The organism is Bradyrhizobium sp. CCBAU 051011, from assembly GCF_009930815.1.
In the GTDB taxonomy this organism is placed as follows: Bacteria; Pseudomonadota; Alphaproteobacteria; order Rhizobiales; family Xanthobacteraceae; genus Bradyrhizobium.
Window position 1 is genome coordinate 6,200,205 of record NZ_CP022222.1, and the last position, 18,191, is coordinate 6,218,395.

The window sequence follows — 18,191 nt, forward strand, 5'->3', positions numbered from 1 at the left end:
TCAATCCAGCAGTTTGGACGCGGCCGCTTCGTCGGTGACCAGGACCTGGCAGAAGCCAGCCAACAGGCCGGCGCGAATAATGGGGACCTTGTGCTCGCCGCCGGCCGCGAGAATCCGATGCCTGATCTGGAGCACATGCTCGATCGGCGGATTGATCGTCCGCTGCACCAGGGGGTGACGCAGCGGCTTGCCTGACGAATCGAGGTAGTGACCGCAGATATCGCCGACGGCGCCCGCTTCAAGCAACGAAGCCCAGGTTTCCCGAGAAATGACCTCGTATTCGAGCGCCTTCGATTGCTCGGAAAGGTCAATCGCGCTCAACAGCGCCACGTCGAGGGAGGGCACCATGGCGAGCACGGTGCGTACGGGCTCACTGGCGACGAGGATGTCCTTCAACTCGGCAGTCTCGGCGAACATTGGCGCGGTCAGATAATAGCATCGCGCGCCGAGCGCCCGGGCGATCATGGTCGCATTGTCATATGGATTGATCGGCGCGCTTTCGGCCAACCCGCCGGACATCAGCACCACGCGGGTGCCGTCTCCAGATCGCTGCGGCAGGTTTTGGGCCGCGGCATTGATGGTGCCTCCCCAGGTGATTCCCAGCGACCCCGACGGCGGAAGGCACTCGGCGACGTATCGCGCAGCGGCGGCGCCGACGAAAGAACGCACGTCGGTGCCGCCCATGGGGACCGGGACCACGATCGCGTGACGTAGATTGAATTTGCGGATGAGCTCTTCTTCAAGCTCGGTGCGTAGGCCCGCCGGGTCGGCGATCGTGATTTGAACGAAGCCGCTTTCCCGGGCGTCACCAAGGATCCGGTTGACGCGCTTGCGGGTCATCTTCAGCCGCTGCGCGATCGCGTCCTGGGTTTGACCTTCCCTGAAATAGTACCAGCAGATTTTGGCCACCAACGCGGCCTCGGCTCGACCATCCCCGGCTTCGCCTTCGTTTGATGCCGCTTGCGGGCCTCGAATCAACACGCCCGATCCTCCGATCAGCTTCAGGATCCGCTGTTTGCCTGTTTCCGGGTCGGAATGGCAAATCTTCATACTTGTCCACAAGTCCCAAATGTGCCCGTGTCGTCACAAATGTGTTACGTGGGACCTCTATCTGTCCGCCGAGCTTGGAAACAGGAGATCGTCCATGCGTCGGCTGATCATCGGGTCATTACTTTTGTGCGGCTGGGCAACGTCCGCCCTCGCGCAATTTTCCGACAGCAAGATCGTGATCGGGGTGATGGGTGATCAAAGCGGCGTTGTCGCGGATGTCGGCGGACCCGGATCGATCTTGGCTGCCCATCAGAACAAGCCCGACATCGGGGCCTTCGCAACGACTTCGATGTTTACAGGTTCTGCGCTGTCGCCCTGCGCGGCGTGCTCTGCGATCTCAGCCGTCTGATCAACTCTACGTTCGGGATGATGTGATCGCCATTCGCGACAATGAACGCCAAACCAAGTCGCTCCGGCGCGGCGCTCATTGGTTGCCAGGGCGGCGACCGGAATCCTCTGCCCATGGCCGCGTGGCTCGCAGACGCTGTAACCCTCAACGACAAGTCTTCCCATGAACAAACCTGATCGAATCCTGACCGCCACCTATCGCGCGGAGAGACCTCCGGTGAGCGTAAACGGCCGCACCTATGCGTGGCCGAAACATCCGGCTGTGGTCATCTGTTTCGATGGCTGCGATCCTGCCTATATCGAGGCTGCCAGCGCCGCTGGCGCCATCCCTGCCATCGACCGGATGCGGCGCGAAGGTTTTGCCGCCTCCGCGCTCGCGGCAATGCCGACATTCACCAACCCCAATAACGTGTCCATCGTCTGCGGTGTGCCGCCCGCGGTTCACGGCGTCTCCGGCAATTTCTATCTCGACCGCGACACCGGCGCGGAAATCATGATGGTGGACGCTACCCCTGTGCGGGCGCCGACCATTCTGGCAGCGTTCTCGCAAGCAGGTGCCATGGTTGCCGCCGTTACCGCCAAGGACAAGCTGCGCAAGGCGCTCGGTCATGGGCTCGACGGTATCGCTTTCTCGGCCGAGAAGGCCGACGAGGCGACCGATGCGGAGAACGGCATCTCCGCCATCGGTGCGCTGGTGGGGCGGGGAGCGCCAGACCAGTATTCCGCCGATCTTTCCTTGTTCGTGCTCGATGCCGGAATTCGGCTGCTTGAAACCCGCCGGCCGGACCTGATTTATCTGTCGCTTTCCGATTATGTGCAGCACAAGCATGCGCCGGATGCGCCCGAAGCGATCGCCTTCATGCGCGCGGTGGACCAGCGGCTCGCCTGCATGATTGCGCTCGGCGCCTGCCTCGGGATCGTCGCCGACCATGGCATGAACGACATGGCCCACCAGAGCGGCGAGCCGAACGTCGTCTATCTCGGCGACCTCCTGGATGCCGCCTTCGGCGTGGGCGCAACGCGTGTCATCTGCCCGATCACCGATCCCTTCGTGCGTCACCATGGCGCGCTGGGCGGCTTTGTCCGTGTCCATCTGCAACGGACGGACCCTTCCGCCACCGCGGTGTTGAACTTCATTCGGCAGATTCCCGGTGTCTGCATGGCCGCTTCGCGTGAGGAGGCATGCCTGCGCTTCGAGCTGCCTGAAGATCGCGAAGGCGACATCGCCGTGGTGGCAAGGTCGGGCGTCGCCCTCGGCGCCCACGCAAGCGATCACGACATTTCGCAGCTATCGGGCAAGCGGCTGCGTTCTCATGGCGGGCTCGCCGAACAGGTGGTGCCGTTCATCCTCTCTCACCCGCTGAAGGCCGGACGGGTTGAGGGCGGGGCAGGGAAATCGCTCCGCAACTACGATGTCTTTTCGGTTCTACTCAACGAAGTGAAAGTCTGACTATGCCTCGTGCTATCCTCGTCATCCTCGATGGTCTTCGCCGCGATCTCGTGACGCCGCAGACCACGCCTCGTCTTGCCGCCTTCGCCGAGCGTTCCGAGCAGTTCGCCGCCCATCGCACGGTGTTTCCGTCCTGCACGCGGGTGGTTTCAGCGAGCCTTGCGACGGGTTGCTATCCGGCGCGCCACGGCTTGCAGGGCAACACGATGGCGCTCATGGAAGACGGCCGCCTCGTTCGGCACGACGCGGGTCGTCCGGATTTCCTCCAGCACAAGCGGCGTGTCACGGGTCGCTCGCTGGCCGTGCCAACCCTGGCCGAGCGCTTAACGGGCAGCGGCGGTGCCATTATCTTCAGCAACGTTTCACCAGGAGCGGCCTATGCGCACGATCCGGATGGATTTGGGCGGGTCTATCATCGCGCCGGATCGTTCGGTCGCGACCGCGTCCCGCTGCCGGAAGACGAGCAGCTTCGCGTCACGCTGGACGTAGAAGGCGACCGGGCAATGACCGAGCGCTTCATCCGCGAAGCGGTGTTGCTCCCGTCGGATCCTCCGGCGCTTGCGGTGCTGTGGCTTGGCGAGCCGGACGCCACGCAGCACGCTTTGCCCATGGGATCACCCGGTCATCTTGCGGTGCTGGCAGAAGCAGACCGCAATGCCGGGCGCGTCATGGACGCAGTCGCCACGCTCGCCGACAGAGACGATGTTCTCTTGCTGATAGGATCGGATCACGGCCATCAGACGGTGACCGGCGTCATCGACATCGACGAAGAACTGGTCACTGCCGGATTGAAGGAAAGCCTTGAATCGACCGACGTGGTCGTCGCCTCGAACGGCACCTCCGCGCTGCTCTACGTCCATCCCGATTTCGTCGCGCGCACGCCGTTGGTCGGCGATTTCCTCGCCAGTCAGGAATGGGTGGAAACCGTTTTCGATGGCGGCGCGCTGGCGTCGGTGGGGCAGGGCCGGGATCACGGCCTCGCTTTTGCGGTCTCAATGCGCGCGAGCGATGAGCCCAATGCCTACGGCGTCGCCGGCACCAGTCTCGTCGCGGAACGTGCCGGCAACAAGGCAGATATCCTCGGCAGCGGCCAGCACGGTGGCCTCGGTGCCGGCGAGCAAGCGCCTTTTCTCATGATCGACGGCTCGGGCTTCAGCCCTGGCATGGCGAGGCAGGAGCCCTCCTGCATCACCGACATTGCGCCAACCATTCTTACGCATCTCGGGCTTCCCGCCTCCGGAATGGATGGGCGTGCACTCCAGGCGGTTCGGGGAGGTCGCAATGGCTGAGATCGAACTCCGCCACATCGAGAAGAACTATGGCGAAACCGCCGTGGTGAAAGGCGTGTCGCTGAGCATTCGGGATGGGGAATTTCTCACCCTGGTGGGCCCGTCCGGATGCGGGAAATCCACCTTGCTGCGGATTATCGCCGGGCTAGAGTCGCAGGATAGCGGTGAGGTCGTGGTCGGCGGCCGCTGTGTGGACGACAAGCGCCCCAAGGAGCGCGACGTCGCCATGGTATTTCAGTCTTACGCGCTCTATCCCCATCTTAGCGTTTTCGACAACCTCGCCATGCCGCTGCGAACGCGGCGCTTGAGCTTCGGCCAGCGGCTGCCATTGGTGGGCCGTGCGTTGCCGGGACGAGGCGATGTTGAAAGAGCCATCCGGGTCGAGATCGAGCAAACAGCTTCCATGCTCGACATCGCCCATCTGTTGAACCGCAAGCCGGGCCAGCTCTCCGGTGGTCAGCGCCAGCGTGTCGCGCTGGGCCGCGCGATGGTGCGGGATCCCGCCGTGTTCCTGATGGACGAGCCGCTGTCCAATCTCGACGCCAAATTGCGGGTGCAAATGCGTGCGGAAATCATCGCGCTACATCGCCGTCTCGGCGTCACCTTCGTGTACGTCACCCACGATCAGGCAGAAGCGATGACGATGTCCGACCGCGTCGCCGTGATGATGGACGGCGAACTGCTTCAGGTCGATCGACCGGAGCGGCTCTATCGCGACCCAGAGGACCTGCGGGTTGCCGAGATGATCGGCAGCCCGAAGATCAACGTGGTTTCTCGCGCCCATTGGACATCTTTGGGTGCGTCGCTTCCTGCAGGCGTTCATCGCAACACGGCGTACCTCGCGTTTCGTCCAGAGGCCGTCGGAATAGTCGCGTCCGGAGATGGAAGACTCAATGGCGTCGTCGCCAGCGTCGAGAATCTCGGTTCCGATATCTTCCTGAACGTGACGCTGGCAGACGGGCAGGGCACCGTCGTCGTGCGTACGCATCCCGACGCATCGCGTTGCGAAGCGGGCCGTTCGATCGGTCTACAGATCGACCCGGCCTGCTTGCTGCAGTTTGATAATGCGGGCAGGCGCCAGCGCCAGGCCGAGCAGGTGGAGGCTGCGGCTTGACAGCGCTTGACCACGATCGCCAACGCAGGGCCGATGCCAAAGCAAGCGTCGCGAAGAGATCGGGGGAGCACGGGCTTGCCTGGCTCGCCGTAACGCCGGCATTGCTGCTGTTGATCGGACTTCTGTTCGGCCCGGTCGCGGCGGTCGTGCTTTTCTCGCTGACGGACTGGCAGCTGGGATCATTCACTTTTAACTTCATCGGTATCGCGAACTTCAGGGCGCTGTTCGCGGACCCGACCTTCTGGAAGGCATTGACCAATTCGCTGGTGTATGTGGCCATCGTCGTGCCGGGCACGGTGCTGCTCGGTCTCGTCGTGGCTCTGCTCATCGAGGCCAGTCCCGGCCTGCGTGGTTTCTACAGGGCAGCGCACTTTCTTCCTGTGATGTCCACGATGTCGGCCATGGCGATCGTTTGGGGCACCATGCTGCATCCGACGATCGGGCTGGTGAATCGCGCCCTGGGCGTGATGGGTATTTCCGGAGTTAACTGGCTTCGCGATGAGCGCACGGCGCTGCTCGCTCTCGCCTTGATCGGCATATGGCAAGGCTTCGGTTTCGCCATGGTGCTGTTCGTATCCGGCCTGAAGGCTGTCCCGCAGCAGCTCTACGACGCGGCCGCCATTGACGGCGCCGACGGCATTCTGGACCGGCTGCGTTTCGTGACGTTGCCCATGCTGGGACCGGTCACCATGTTCGTCGTCATCTTGACGGCGACGCGGTCCTTCGAGGTCTTCGACAGTGTTCGCGTTCTGACCCAGGGTGGGCCGAACTATGCATCCGAAGTGCTGTTGCATCGATTCTACACCGAGAGCTTCGATTTCCTCCGCATGGGATATGGCGCAGCGCTCACCGTGGTCTATCTCGCAATCATCGTGCTGCTTACGCTGACGCAGGCGCGGCTTCTCGAACGGCGGGTCCATTATTCATGATCGCCCGCTTTCCAGACCGGCGGTTCGCTGGCCGGGTTGCCCGGCATTCGATTCTGATTCTCACCGCGGCTTTCGCGCTGCTGCCGTTCGTCTGGATGGTGAGCCTGTCGCTCAAACCGCCGGAAGAGATTTTTCAGTCCGACTTCCGCCTTTGGCCGACGGCCTTTCATGGGGTCGAGAACTACCGCGTCGCGCTAACCGCGGCGCCGATGTTCCGCTTCCTGTTAAACGGATTGCTGGTGTGCACGGCGATCTTCGCGCTGCAACTCCTTGCCTCCATTCCCTGCGCCTATGCACTTGCGAAGCTGCGTTTTCGCGGCAGGAACACCTTGTTCTCCGCAGTGCTGGTCGGCCTGCTGCTGCCGCCTCAAGCTCTCGCCATTCCACATTTCGTCCTGTTGAACGTGTTTGGGTTGCTGGACACTTATGCCGCGCTGATCCTGCCGTGGGCGATCTCTACTTTCGGCATTTTCCTGCTGCGGCAGTTCTTTCGGTCCATACCCGACGAGATCATTCACGCCGCCCGCCTCGATGGACTCGGCGAGTTCGAGATCATCTGGCGCATCATGATCCCCATGACAGCGCCGGCGTTGGCCGCCTTTGGCATCTTCTCGGTCGTGGCCCATTGGAACGACTTGTTCTGGCCGCTCATCGCGGTGCGCCGCGAGGAAATTTCCACGCCTGCGCTCGGCATCCTGCTCTTCCGTGACGATGAAGCCGGGCAATTCCTGGGTCCGCTGATGGCGGGCGCCGTGATTATCGTAGCCCCACTTCTCATTGCATTCCTGATCGCGCAGCGCCGCTTCATCGACGGCCTCGCTGTAACAACCATGAAGTAATCCAAATGGAGACCGCCCATGCTTGATCAAATCGTAACCCGGCTAAGTTCCGTGCTGGCCGGGGCCGCTGCCCTCACGGCAATTGGCGCCACCTCCACGCGGGCGGAGGTCACGCTCGATGTGCTCTACACCACACCCGGTACCTTCAATGCGCTGCATCAGGACTTGGCCAAGCGTTTCACCGAGGCGCACTCCGACATCAAGGTGAAGTTCCGCAATCCCGCAGCGAGCTACGAGGAGGCCGCGCAGCAGATCCTGCGCGACCAGATCACTGGTCGACTGCCCGATGTGGCTTTCAACGGGATCAACCAGATCGGCCTGTTCGTGGATCGGGGACTGGGCGCGCCGCTTGATGGCTTCGCCGCGGCAGATGGAGGGCTTGCAGAGCTTGGCTATTACCCGACGCTCGCGGAGCTCGGAAAATACAAGGGCAAGCTCTACGGCCTGCCGTTCGCCGTCTCGACGCCGGTGCTCTACGTCAATGCTGATCTGCTCGCAAAGGCCGGCACCGATGCGTCGGCGCTTCCAAGGACCTGGCCAGAGCTTACGGCTCTGGGCAAGACCATCGAGGCGAAAGCGGGCACTGCGGCTACCGGTTTCTATTATCAGTGGGAGCAAACCGGAAACTGGCTGTTCCAGTCGCTGGTGACGAGCAAAGGCGGCCGCATTCTCAAAGCTGACGGGTGCAGCATCGCCTTCGATGACGCACACGGCATGTGGGCGCTGAAGACGCTCGAAGATTTCGGTAAGTCGGGCATGCCGAATCTCGGGCTCGGTCAGGCCCGGCAATCATTCGTCGCCGGCAACATCGCGATGCTCGCTGATTCCACATCCTATGTGGCCGCGGCCGAGCGGCAGATCGGTGGTCGATTCCAGTTCAAGACCGTCGCGTTCCCGCTCGCTGTCGCCGACGGACGCCTTCCCGCAGGCGGAAACGTCGCCATGGTTTTCGCAAAGGACGCCGAACGCCAGAAGGCCGCCTGGAAATATGTAAAGTTCGCCACCGGTCCGGTCGGCCAGACCGCGATGGTCAATTCCACCGGCTATATGCCCGGCAACGAGATCGCCGTGAAGACGCCGGACCTGCTCGGCGCTTTCTACGCGAGGAGCCCCAACCACCTCACCAGTATCCAGCAGTTGCCGTTGCTGACGGAATGGGCGTCCTTTCCAGGCGATAATTCGCTGAAAATTATTGAGGTGATCAAGCACCATATGGAGAGCCTGGTCACAGGCAAACGTACGGCGGTGCAGGTCATGCCTGAGCTGGTTAAAACCGTGTCCGACCTTCTGCCGAAGTGCGGCGGCTAGTCTTGAACGAACTGACATCGGTGAGAGGGAGCAAATTGTCGCAGCAGTGATGCTGCGACTTCCTTTGCGGATGTCGGCATGAGGCGCCCTGGCCGATTCGCCGCCGCCGCCGTCGCTGCAACTGAGCGGAAATTCGCCGGATCGCACGGTCGTGTGCGTGCAAGCCGTAGGTTGAACGCGGAAAACCCAACCGCTGGTTCGCCCAAAGTTCTGCGCCGAGATAGCCAGCGGAGGCGCTCGCCATCTCGGTGGAAGACTTGCAATGGTTAAGAAACCGTCACCGCGCTGTAATTAACGCCATCCTACATTCCGCGCGCTGACGCTCCCTGTCGTCGCCAATAACAATTCTTCAATGCTGCGCGCGGTCCCCCTGCGCGCGCGACGGTTTCCTTTTGTCATTTCGCATGGAGATATCAATGGCTCTGGTTCCCGGTTCGATCGCCTTCATCGGTTACAACGCTGATGGCAGCGATGGTTTCGCGTTCATCGTTATCGATACGATCGATCCGGGTCAGGTCATTTACTTCAGCGACAATGAGTGGAACGGCAGCGCGTTCAATACGGGTGAGGGTGGTTTCTCCTGGACCAATGGCGCCTCCGCGCTTACGGCCGGAACGGTCGTCGAATTCCTGAGCACGTCGGCGACAAAATCCGTCAATATTGGCACGGTTTCCGCGGGATCGATTGCACTCGGCAATTCGGGCGAGTCGATCTATGCCTTCACCGGCTCCTCGCTGACCGCGCCGACCACGTTCCTCGCCGCTGTCACCAACAACAACGGCGGCTTCAACGGTGCGACCACCAGCGGGATGCTGACCAACACCGGCCTGACCGCGGGCTCCACGGCCTTGGTGCTGCCCGGCACCAGCGGGGCCGACGTGGCCGTCTACAATCCGGAGACGGCAGGAACCACGTTCGCCTCGCGCGCAGATGCTCTGGCGGCATTCAATGCCGGCTCCAATTTCGTGACGCAGGACGCCAGCGGCGACCAGGACGCCGACAATGTGACGCCGGACGGGCCGTTCCGGACCGATCCGCAATCGCCGATCGCCGGTATGATGTTCACTATCGGCGCGTCGCAGCAACCCCAGGCGGTCGCGTTCGCGGCCGGCTCGGTGTCGGTCTCACAGGCCGAGGGCAACACCGGCACGACGGCTTTCACCTTCACGGTGGAGCGGACGGGAGGTACGGTTGGCGATATCAGCTTCAGCGGCCAGGTTTCCTCGGCCGCGGCGGACGCTGCCGATTTCAGCGGCCAGGTTTCGGTGCCTTTCGCCTTCAGCGGCACGATCCCGGCAGGCCAGACTTCGGCGGTCGTGACCATCCAGGTCGCCGGCGATGCCGTCGTCGAAACCAGCGAGGCGTTCACCCTGACGCTGCAGACGGTCGCCAACAACAATGCCGCCATCACCGTAGCTCTCGGTGCGCAGGCCACCGCGACCGGCACGATCCAGAATGACGATGCGGTCGCGCCGGGCAACGTGATCAACGGCATCACCATCCTCGACGAAGCGCCATCGCTTGCTGGTGCTACGCCGGCGCCGGTCGCAAGCAATGCGATTCAACTCGTTCGTCTCGACAATTTCACCCCGGCGGCCGGCACCAATGCCGAGGTCGTGACCTTCGACGCCACCACCGATCGCGCGTTCGTGCTCAATACTATCGGCAACAAGATCGACATCGTCGGCATCAGCGCCAGCGGCGCTACCAGTTCCGTCGGGTCGATCGACCTCACCGCACTTGACGGTTTCGGCGGCGCCAACTCGGTCGCCGTCAAGAACGGCGTGCTCGCGGTCGCCATCACCAGCGATCAGCCCGGCGGCAATGGTTTCGTCGCGCTGTTCGATACCAATGGTGTTCTGATCAAGACGGTCGAAGTCGGCGCTGGTCCGGACCAGATCGTCTTCACTGCGGACGGATCGAAGCTTCTGGTCGCGAACGAGGGCGAGCCGTTCACGGTCGGACCGAACGTGGTCAATCCGGAAGGCAGCGTGTCGGTCATCAGTCTCGCCGGGGGCGCGGCCAATGCAGCCGTTGCGACCACGATCGAATTCGACGGGCTCAATGGTTTTGAGAACGTTCTCAAGCAGGCCGGCGTGAGCGTGCTCACCGGTCAGGCCGCCGCCGCCGACATCGAGCCGGAGTACATCACCGTCTCTCCGGATGGGTCGCGCGCCTATGTCACGCTTCAGGAAGTCAATGCCGTCGCGGTGATCGATCTCACCAACCCGGCCGCAACAAAACCGATCGCCATTCTGCCGCTCGGTGGCGTCGATCACAATCTCGCCGGCAACGCGTTCGACGGCAGCGACCGCGATGGTACTGCGAACCTGCGTACGGCTGATGTGATCGGCCTGCTGCAGCCGGATGCGATCGCAAGCTATTCGGTCGGCGGCTCCACCTATTTCATTACCGCCAACGAAGGCGATGCGCGCGTCAATCTCGACGATGAAGCCAATCTTGCCGATCTGACGCTCGACCCGACAGCCTATGCAAATGCGGCTGCGCTTCAGAACAACACCACAGGCCTCGGCCGGCTTCGTGTCCGCCAGGATCTCGGCGATACCGATGGCGACGGCGATATCGATCAGATCTACGCCTATGGCGGCCGCGGCATCTCGATCTTCAAGCAGAATGCCGACGGCACCATCACCAAGGTACGCGAGAGCGGCGGCGAGTTTGAGGCAATCATTGCCCGTGACTTCGCGGCCCGCTTCAACATCGACACCGCCGAGGGCGGCGGAGGCGGCGCCACAGACAACCGTTCCGACAACAAGGGGCCGGAGCCGGAAGGCATCGATATCGGCGTTATCAACGGCCGAACCTATGCCTTTGTCGGCCTGGAGCGCGTCGGGGGCGTCATGATCTATGACGTCACCGATCCGGCAAATGCCAGCTATGTCGGTTACCGTCCGCCGCTTACGGGCGAGGGCAACGCCCCGGAAGTCACCAAGTTCATCAGCGCCGAGGATTCGCCGACCGGCACAGCGCTCGTGCTGACGGCGAACGAGGGTAATTCGACCGCGGGCTTTGCCGGCTCCGGTCTCACAGTCTACGCGGCGCTGCCACAGGGTTACGCCCAGGAAGTGCGCGTGGCCTCGTCCTCGCTCACCGTCTCGCACAATGAGGGTAACAGCGGCGCGACCGCCTATTCGTTCGTCATCGAGCGCACCAACGGCACCATCGGCTCCGTCGATGTGTCGCTCCAGCTCGCCTCGAATGCCGCGAATGCGACGGATTTCGCCGGCGGTGCCGCCCTGCCGCAGATCATCAACGCGACGATCCCCGCCGGTCAGTCGTCGGTAACGGTTACCGTAAATGTTGCGGGCGACGCGGTATTCGAAGCCAACGAAACCTTCACATTGACCGTGACCGGCGCGTCGACGACGCAGGAAGGCGTCACCGCCGCGGTCAGCGCCACCCAGGCGGTCGCGACCGGCACGATCCAGAACGACGATATGATGCATATCTACGACGTTCAGGGTGCGGGACACCGCTCGGCGTTCGTCGGCCAGCAAGTGACCGTGCGCGGCATCGTCACCGCTATTGACGCGTCCGGCACGGAGAATGGCGGCAACAACCCTGTCGGTTATTACATTCAGGACGCGGTCGGCGATGGCGACTATCGCACCTCAGACGGCGTCTTTGTCTTCCTGGGCACCGGTGCCGGTGTCTCGATCCCGAGCGGAATCGTCGTCGGCGCGGAGGTGCAACTAACCGCAACCGTCAGCGAGTTTGCCAGCACGAACCAGTTGTCGACGACGCAGCTCAACCCGGTGGCAGGCACGACCAGCGTGCTGTCTACCGGCAACGCGCTGCCGACGGCCGTGAGGGTCGGCGATGTCGACAACCTCGCAACGGGCCTCGAGCGCAAACCAGCACTGGTGTCGCTCGGTGACGATGATGTCGATACCGCTCCTCCGGCCGGCACCTATGATCCGGTGAATCAGGGATCGGATTTTTGGGAGTCCCTGGAAGGCATGCGCGTCACGCTTGAAGACGTGCGCGTCACCAGCCCCTTCCATTCGGCGTTTGACGAGCAGTTCGTCACCCCCAACGTTGGCACCAACGCCTCGACCAATTCGCGTGGCGGCCTTACCATCAGCGACACCACGCCCGGAACGACGCAGCCGGCCGACAAGGTGTTCGACTTCAATCCAGAGCGCATTCAGCTGGACGATGAGGCGGGTGTTGCGCTGCCCACCAGCCTCCAGACCGGCGATCGCCCGGGCGATGTGACCGGCGTCGTCAACTACGCCAACGGCCAGTATGAGGTCAACACAACCGAGGCTTATGGTCCGGTGACGGCCGCGAACCTGCAAAAGGAAACCACGACCATCGTGGAGAATTTCGACCGGATTCGCGTTGCGACCTTCAACGTCGAGAATTTGGCGCCGGTCGGCCAACCGGTCGATGGTGCGCCGACGCCGGCGAGCAAGTTCGCCGGTCTTGCGGACGCCATCGTCAGCAACCTCAAGGCACCCGAAATCATTGCGCTCCAGGAGGTGCTGGACAATGACGGTGCCACCAGCTCGAGCACCACAAGTGCTTCGCAAACCCTGTCGCAGCTCATCGACGCCATTGTCGCCGCCGGCGGACCGCGTTATGTGGCTATCGACTCGCCGCCGATCGACAACATTGGCGGTATCCCCGGCGGCAATCAGCGCGTTGCCTATCTGTACGTTCCAGAGGCGGTTTCGCCGACCGCGCGCAATGGCCTGACCGATATCGTCACCGATGCGGATGGCGTAAAGGTGCAGCAGTTCGCGAGCGCCAACCAGATCGGGCAGGGCAATACCGACTTCACCGCCACGCGCAAGTCACTGCCGATGGAATGGTCGCCCGTGGGCTACACCGACGAGCAGGGCGGCACATTCTGGACCGTCAACAACCATCTCTCCTCGAAGGGCGGTTCGGCGCCGCTTTACACCACGTTGCTGGACCTGCCGCTTTATGCCGATCCGATCAATGGCTCTGCGCAACAGACCGGTACGTCGAACGAGCGTGAAGGGCAGGCTGAAACGATCAACGCGTTCGTCGATGGCCTGCTGGCCAATGGATCGGCGACCGATGATCGTATCGTCGTGCTGGGTGATCTGAACGACTTCCAGTTCTTCCCGGTCGTTGATCTCATCACGGGTGAGTTGACCCGGACTACCGCCAACCCGGACGGAACCCCCAGTATCTTCGCGCCCGGCACCGCCGTGCTTTCGGAACTGATCAGCAAGCTCCCCGTAAACGAACGCTATTCCTACAATTTCGATGGCAACGCGCAGGCGCTGGATCACATCCTGGTGTCGAACAACATGTTTGACAGCGCTCAGTTCGATATCGTGCACATCAACTCGGAGTTCATCGACCAGCTTTCCGATCACGATCCCTCGGTGTCGTCGCTCGTAATGTCGCGTTCGGCTGCGATCGCAACCGCTGGCAATGACGTGTTCGACCAGGCTGCGTATACCGCCAAGTTTGGCGCGCGCGGCAGTCTCGCCGGCAACGACACGATCGACGGCCTTGGCGGCGACGATCGCATTGTTGCCGGTCGCGGCAATGACGTGATCGACGGCGGCACCAATGGAGCGGCCGGCGACGTGGCGATCTACTCGGGCGCGCACAGCAACTATACGGTCACGGTGCAGGGTGGCTCCTTCGTCATCACCGACAAACGCGTTGGTCCGTGGGATGGTGTTGACACCGTCACGAATGTGGAACGGTTCGAGTTTGCAGACCGCACGCTAACGGCGGCGCAATTGCTCGATGCTTCTGGGCCCGTACTCACCGCGGCGACACCCGCTGACAACGCGACCGGGGTTGCTACCGGCAGCAACATCGTTCTGACCTTCGACGAAGCCGTTGCTGCAGGTACCGGAAATATCGTCATCAGCAACGGCGCAGGAGACACACGCACGATCGCGATCAATGATGCCTCGCAGGTCACGATCTCCGGCAACACCGTCACCATCAATCCAGCGGCCGATCTGGCGGCCGGGGGCGCCTACGACGTCACGCTGGCCGCGGGCGTGATCACCGACATTGCCGGCAATGCCTTCGGCGGCATCGCGCAGAACGCTCTCGACTTCACCGTCGCGGCGCCGCAGACCTACAAACTCCAGATTTTGCATGCGTCCGACTTCGAGGCAGGTCTGAAGGCGATCGACGACGCGCCGCGCTTCGCAGCCATCGTGGATCGACTTGAGGACACGTTTACCAACTCGATCACGCTGGCGTCGGGCGACAACTACATTCCCAGCCCGTTCTTCAATGCGGCCAGCGATCCGGCCTTGGCCTCGTTCTTCCCGCCGAGCATCGGCCGCGCCGACATCCGCATCCTGAACTCGATCGGGATCGAGGCGTCCGTGATAGGCAACCACGAGTTCGATCCGGGCCCGCGCGATGTGCAGAATCTCATCCGTCCCGTCGCTGATCCCGATGGCGCCGGCCCGCTTGGAGGCTACGAAGGAACACAATTTGCATATCTCGCCGCCAACCTGAATTTCGCCGGCGAGCCGGATCTGGCGCCCAACGCCCAGACCGCGCCGCTGACGGAAGCGACGTTCGGTGTCGCTGCAAGCGGAGGTCGCCGCATCGCGCCATCGACCATTCTCGAGGAAAACGGCGAGAAGATCGGCGTTGTCGGCGTCACCACTCCGGTGTTCGAGGACATCACGACGCCGGGTGGCGTCCGGATCATCGGCCCGCGTACACTGGAAACCGATGCCGACTTCATCGCGCTTGCAGCGGTTATACAGCCGGCGATCGATGCCGTCATCGCCCAGGGTGTAAACAAGGTCATTATCGTTTCGCAGCTGCAGGAACTGGAGAACGAGCAGAAACTCATCACCTTCCTGAAGGGCGTCGACGTAGTGATCGGCGGCGGCTCGAACACGCTGCTCTCCGACGGCAACGACGTTCTCCGTCCCGGCGATGTCAGCGAAGGTGAGTACGCGCAGATCATCACCAACGCCGAAGGCAAGAACACTGTTCTGGTCAACACGGACGGCAACTACAAATATGTCGGCCGGCTGGTGCTCGAGTTCGATGCCAACGGCGACATCATCCCGGCCAGCCTCGATCCGAGCATTAATGGCGCCTATGCCACTGACGATGCGGGTCTGGCGCGGGTCTACGAAGGCACCGGCATCGATCCGTTCGCCGAGGGGTCGCGCGGTGACGCCGTGCGCGATATCACCACCGTGATCGACGGCATCATCACCCAGAAGGATGCCGTCACTTTCGGCCGTACCGACGTTTACCTTGAGGGCCGGCGTGGTGAGGTGCGCTCGCAGGAAACCAATCTTGGTAACCTCTCCGCTGATGCCAACCTGTGGTACGCCAAGTCTGGCTACGACAGTGCCGTCCAGGTATCGATCAAGAACGGCGGCGGCATCCGAGACTCGATTGGCTCGATCAGCTCCGAGGGCGATGGCGCGGAACTGCCGCCGGCTGCAAATCCGGAGGTTGGCAAGGAAGCCGGCGAGGTCAGCCAGCTCGACATCGAGAACTCCCTGCGCTTCAACAACGCGCTCAGCCTTGTCACGTTGACGCCGCAGCAACTGCTTGAAGCTCTTGAAAACGGTGTTTCCAACCCGGGCGGCATCTTCGCCCAGGTTGGCGGCCTCCGGTTCAGCTACGATCTGACCCGCGTTGCAGGGGATCGGATTCGCTCGGTCACCCTGGTCGATGAAAATGAGCACGTGATCGCGGTTGTTGTCGCCGACGGCGAGGTGGTTGCGGACGCTCCGGCGGCGATCCGCATGGTGACGCTGAGTTTCCTGATCGGTGGGGCAAACCCCAACGCTCCGGGAGGGTTCAACCGGCCTGACGGCTTCCGGTTCGCCGAGTACATCGCGGCCGACCCGGCGTTTGCCAATCGTGTCGACCTGTCTCCGGACAATTTGCCGGCAGACGACGTGGCGGCCCGTACCGGCGCTGCCAAATTCACCGACAACGGCTTCGAGCAGGATGCGCTGGCCGAATATCTCGCGGCGAAGTTCTCGGATACTCCGTACGCGCAGGCGGATACGGCTCCGGCCCAGGATCAGCGCATCCAGAATCTGGTTGCAAACGGCGGTAACGACACCGTTCTGCCGATCATGGGAACTGACGGTGAGGATGACCTCTCCGGTACGGCCGCAAAAGACTCGATCTTTGCCAAGGATGGCGACGATCGCGTCCGCAGCCTCGGCGGCGACGATCTCGTGCTCGGCGGCGGCGGTGATGACGTCATCGAGGGCGGCGACGGCAACGATCGGGTGGACGGCGGCGAGGGCAACGACTTCGTCTTCGGCGACGCGGGTAACGATACCGTGCTCGGCGGTGCCGGCGACGATCGTCTTCGCGGCAATGACGGCCACGACATGCTGATCGGCGGCATTGGCAATGACCATGCCAACGGTGGCGCGGGTTCTGACACTTATGCCTACAAGCTAGGCGACGGTTCTGACATCATTACCGAAGCTGCGAATGCGCCGGCTGATACCGATACGTTGGCGTTCGTTGATCTCAATGCTGCGAACGTCACGTTCCGCCGGTTTGGCAACGACACCCTGATTGAGCTGTCCAATGGCAGCGTGGTCACGTTGAAGGATCAGCGGGTGGGCGGCGGCGTCGAAAAGGTGACGTTCGCCAACGGCCAGGAACTCGATCGCAGCGGCATCAACGGCGCGATCGTCAATCGCGGGCCGGTAGCTGTTGACGACACGGCAGTTGCGGTAGCGGAAGACGCCGCGGCGTTCGTCATCCCGTTCGCCGACATTCTCGGCAACGATACCGATGCCGATCTTGACGCACTCTCGATCTCGGCGCTCGCCAACGTCGTGGGCGGCACGGCAGAGATCGTGGCCGGTGGCATCCGGTTCACGCCGGCCGCCAACTTCAACGGACCCGCCTCGTTCGAGTACACCCTGAGCGACGGCCACGGCGGTTCGGATGTCGGCAAGGTCAACTTCACTGTGACCCCGGTGAACGATGCGCCGGTCACGGTGGCCGACGTCGGCACGGCGGGTGAGAACGAAGCCAAATCGTTCGATCTCCTGGCCAACGACACCGACGTTGAAGGCAACCTGCCGCTCGGCTTGGTGGCCCTTGAGGTGACCGGTGTCGACGGCATCAGCCTGACCAATGCGCAGGCGCAGTCGGCGTTTTCGATTGCCCCGAACGGCCAACTGCAGTTCACCCCGGGGAGTCTGTTCGACGGATTGAACGACGGACAGAACGCCACGGTCTCGCTCCGCTATACGGCCGCCGATAGCTTGAACGCCGAGTCGACCGGCACGTTCACGCTGACGGTCACTGGTGAAACCGACGCCAATGTGGTCAACGGAACCAACGGCACTAACCTTCTGCCCGGAACCGACGGTGTTGATCTGGTCAATGCCGGCGGCGGCATGGACTTTGTCTTTGCCCAGGGCGGCAACGACACGGTGCATGCGGGCGAGGGCAACGACTTCGTGTTTGGCGGCGCCGGCGACGACACCCTGAACGGCAATGGCGGGCGCGACAACCTGTTCGGCGAAGACGGCAATGACACGCTGAACGGTGGAGCGGGCAACGATTTGCTCTATGGCGGCTCCGGCAGCGACACCTTCGTGTTCCAGTTCAGCAATGACGGGGCCGGGCGCGACATCGTGTTCGATTTCCGTGCAGGCTCTGGTCCGGACCACGACGTCGTTCAGCTCGACCAGTCGAAGTTTGCCGACTTCAGCGCCCTGATGGCTTCCAGTGCGTTGCAGGACACGCAGATCGGCGTCCAGATCGAATACAATGACGGGTCGAGCATCACACTGCTCGGCGTCAACAAGGCAAGCCTGACGGTGGATGATTTCAAGTTCGCCTAACGGACTGAATTGACTTGTGAATAGAAGG

The 18,191-nt window shown here is 62.5% G+C and carries 9 protein-coding genes; 8 read left to right on the forward strand and 1 reads right to left on the reverse strand.

What is annotated here, in order from left to right; translation table 11 throughout:
- Entirely contained in the window at positions 1-981 is a 981-nt protein-coding gene (locus ACH79_RS29000; protein WP_161853982.1) for a sugar-binding transcriptional regulator, read from the reverse strand.
- A gap of 163 nt (positions 982-1,144) precedes the next feature.
- Between ACH79_RS29000 and ACH79_RS44360 the strand changes: the two genes are divergently transcribed.
- From ACH79_RS44360 to ACH79_RS29040, 8 genes are all read left to right on the forward strand, one after another.
- Complete coding sequence (locus ACH79_RS44360) at positions 1,145-1,399, forward strand: hypothetical protein (RefSeq protein ID WP_246738183.1); 255 nt, start codon at positions 1,145-1,147, stop codon at positions 1,397-1,399.
- Positions 1,400-1,561: 162 nt separating this feature from the next.
- Positions 1,562-2,848 carry a phosphonoacetate hydrolase gene (gene phnA / locus ACH79_RS29010; protein ID WP_161853983.1) on the forward strand — a complete coding sequence of 429 codons (1,287 nt, stop codon included), beginning with the start codon at positions 1,562-1,564 and terminating at the stop codon, positions 2,846-2,848.
- A gap of 2 nt (positions 2,849-2,850) precedes the next feature.
- Positions 2,851-4,137: an alkaline phosphatase family protein gene (locus ACH79_RS29015; RefSeq protein ID WP_161853984.1), complete on the forward strand. Its 1,287-nt coding sequence runs from the start codon at positions 2,851-2,853 to the stop codon at positions 4,135-4,137.
- A complete protein-coding gene (locus tag ACH79_RS29020) occupies positions 4,130-5,251 on the forward strand; it encodes an ABC transporter ATP-binding protein (RefSeq protein WP_161853985.1) in 1,122 nt (373 codons plus the stop codon). The genes ACH79_RS29015 and ACH79_RS29020 overlap by 8 nt, the downstream gene beginning before the upstream one ends.
- 101 nt (positions 5,252-5,352) lie before the next feature.
- Positions 5,353-6,180, forward strand: coding sequence for a carbohydrate ABC transporter permease (locus ACH79_RS29025; protein ID WP_246738184.1), 828 nt, complete (start codon positions 5,353-5,355; stop codon positions 6,178-6,180).
- Positions 6,177-7,019 (forward strand): carbohydrate ABC transporter permease, encoded by an 843-nt coding sequence (locus ACH79_RS29030; RefSeq protein ID WP_161853987.1) that lies wholly within the window; start codon positions 6,177-6,179, stop codon positions 7,017-7,019. The genes ACH79_RS29025 and ACH79_RS29030 overlap by 4 nt, the downstream gene beginning before the upstream one ends.
- Before the next feature lie 18 nt (positions 7,020-7,037).
- Positions 7,038-8,327, forward strand: coding sequence for an ABC transporter substrate-binding protein (locus ACH79_RS29035; protein ID WP_161853988.1), 1,290 nt, complete (start codon positions 7,038-7,040; stop codon positions 8,325-8,327).
- 416 nt (positions 8,328-8,743) lie between these two features.
- Positions 8,744-18,163 carry a choice-of-anchor I family protein gene (locus ACH79_RS29040; RefSeq protein ID WP_161853989.1) on the forward strand — a complete coding sequence of 3,140 codons (9,420 nt, stop codon included), beginning with the start codon at positions 8,744-8,746 and terminating at the stop codon, positions 18,161-18,163.
- The last annotated feature ends 28 nt before the right edge of the window (positions 18,164-18,191 follow it).